Source organism: Streptomyces apricus, from assembly GCF_008369065.1.
Lineage (GTDB): Bacteria > Actinomycetota > Actinomycetes > Streptomycetales > Streptomycetaceae > Streptomyces > Streptomyces apricus.
The window spans coordinates 1-2,420 of sequence record NZ_VDFC01000159.1 but is presented as its reverse complement, the minus strand read 5'-3'; the positions used below and the strand labels follow the sequence as shown (position 1 = coordinate 2,420).

The window sequence follows — 2,420 nt, the reverse complement described above, 5'->3', positions numbered from 1 at the left end:
CCTCCCCCGGTCCCCCGAGGCCTCGGCGCCGGGTGTGCAGAACGTGCTGCTCGTGCTCGGCGGTGTCCTGCTGGCCGTCGCGGCGATCGCGTTCACCCTGGTGAGCTGGGGGCATCTGGGGATCGCCGGGCGGTCGGCGGTCCTCGGCACGGTCACCGCGGCCGCGCTCGCCGCACCCGTGCCGCTGCTGCGGCGCGGGCTGCGCTCGACGGCGGAGTCGGTGGCGGGCCTGGGTCTCGCGCTGACGATCCTCGACGCGTACGCCCTGCACGAGGTGGCCCTGCCCGGCGTGGACGGCACCGGCTACGCGGCCGCCGCGTCGGCACTGCTGGCCGTGGCGTGGACCGCGTACGGCCTCGGTCTCGGCGCCCTGCGTCTGCCGCTCCCGGCCGCCGTGGGAGCGGCCCAGCTCCCGCTGCTGCTCTGGGCGGTGGCGGCCGGTGGGGGCCACCACACGCTCACGGCGGCGGTGCTGGTGACGGCCGCGTTCGACGCGGCGGTCGCCCTCTCGGTGTCCCTGCCCGCCGTACGCGCCGTGGCCGCCGCCGGCGCGTACGGGGCCGGCGCGTGGGGCGCCCTGGCGGCCTTCGTGCTCGCCTATGAAGCCACCTCTCCGGGCGCCGCCACCCGTGCGGCGGCGCTCCTCGCCCTCGCCGCGGCGATCGCGCTGGGGGCGGCACACCGTGCCCCCGCCGCGCGGGCCGCCGTTCCCCTGGCAGCGGCCGGCGGTCTGATCGCCGTCGCCGCGGCGGGTGGCGTGCTGCGTCCGGTCCTGCCCACCGCATGGACGGTCCCGGCCTCCCTGGCCTGCGGCATCGCGCTGCTCGCGGTACGCGGCACCCGGCTTCCCCCGGCGGTGCGCCGCGGCCTGCGGTGGTCCTCCGCGACGGTGCAGGCGCTGGCCCTGACATGGACCCTGCCCGTAGTCACCCTGGTCCTGTTCGGCCCGGCCGGCTGGGCGGCGCGCGTGTGGTCCGCCACGCCCGCCGACGCCCGTGCCGCGGTGACGGTCTCGGCGCCCTGGCCGCCCGCCGCCCAGACGGTCCCGCTGGTGCTCGCGGCGGTGGCGGCGGTCCTGGCCCTGGCGTTCCGGACCGGCCCGCACCGGTCCCTCGCCCGGTGCGGGGCACTGGCGTCGGCCTGGCTCACGGCCCTCACCCTGCCCGCCGTCCTCCTGCTCCCCTACTGGGCGGCGCTGCTGTGGCACGGGGCGACCACGGTGGCGGCGCTGACGGCAGCGGCGTACATCCGCACGACCGACGACCGCGCCGCCACCGACGACCGTGCCTCCGGAGCCGACCGCGTCTCCACCGCCGACCGGTCCTCCGCCACCGACGGGTCCCCGGCCGGTGAGCGGCTCCCCGCCCTCCCTGCCTTCCCTGCGACCCTGCTCGCCCTGGCCTTCCTCGGCTCGCTGCACCTCGTCGCCCTCTCGCTGGCCGTCGAGGCCGCCACCCTCGCCGTCCTGGCGGGCCTGACCGTCCTTTTCGCGGCGGCGGCCGTCCGGTGGCGGCAGGAGCCGGCCGGAGCCGTCTCGGCGGCCCCCGCGCTGGCCTACGCCACCGCGCTCGCGTGCGCCACGGGCGGGTCCCTCGGCTGGCAGCCGCACCAGACGGCCCTCCTGGTCCTGGTGGTACCGGCCGCGGCCGCGCTGCTGGCGCCGAGGCTCGCGGACGCGACCCTGAAGGTGTCCGTGGAGGTCACGGGCGCCGTGGCGGCGCTGCTCGCGATCGAGCTGGCGTTCGCCGAACCGCCCGTGCTCGCGCTGGTCCTGGCCCTGTGCGGCGTGCTCGCGGCGGGCACGGCGGTACGGGAGGACCGCAGGCAGGCCGGCTACGCGGCGGCCGCCCTGTTCGTGCTGGCCGCCTGGGTGCGGCTGGCGGCCTGGGAGGTCGGCACTCCCGAGGCGTACACGCTCCCGGTGACCGTGCCGGCGCTGGTCGTCGGGTACGTCCGCAGGAGCCGGGACGCGCAGGCGTCGTCCTGGGTCGCGTACGGCCCCGGCCTGTCGGTGACCCTCCTGCCGAGCCTCCTGGCGATGTGGGGCGACGCGCACTGGCTGCGCCCGCTGCTGCTGGGCACCGCGTCCCTCGTGGTGACCCTGGTGGGCGTCCGCCACCGTCTGAAGGCCCCGCTCCTGCTGGGCGGCGCCACGCTGGTCCTGACCGCCCTGCACGAACTGGCGCCGTACCTCGTCCAGGTGATGGGGGCCCTCCCCCGCTGGGCGCCCCCGGCCCTGGCGGGCCTGCTCCTCCTGACCCTGGGCGCAACCTACGAAAGCCGCCTCCAGGACGCCCGCCGAGCCAGGCAGTCCCTGGACAAAATGCGCTAACCCTACGGGCGCCCCGCAGGGGGCGCCCTTCAGGGCGCGCCCTTCAGGGGCGCGGGGAACTGCGCGACAAGCCCCCACCCACCCGCAC

At 78.1% G+C, this 2,420-nt stretch carries 1 protein-coding gene; it reads left to right on the top strand.

All coding sequences use genetic code 11. The features are described 5' to 3' along the window. Nucleotides 1-2,332, top strand: a 2,332-nt coding sequence (locus tag FGF04_RS40505) for an SCO7613 C-terminal domain-containing membrane protein (protein WP_188114419.1), incomplete at its 5' end; no start/stop codon positions are given. Between the last annotated feature and the right edge of the window lie 88 nt (nucleotides 2,333-2,420).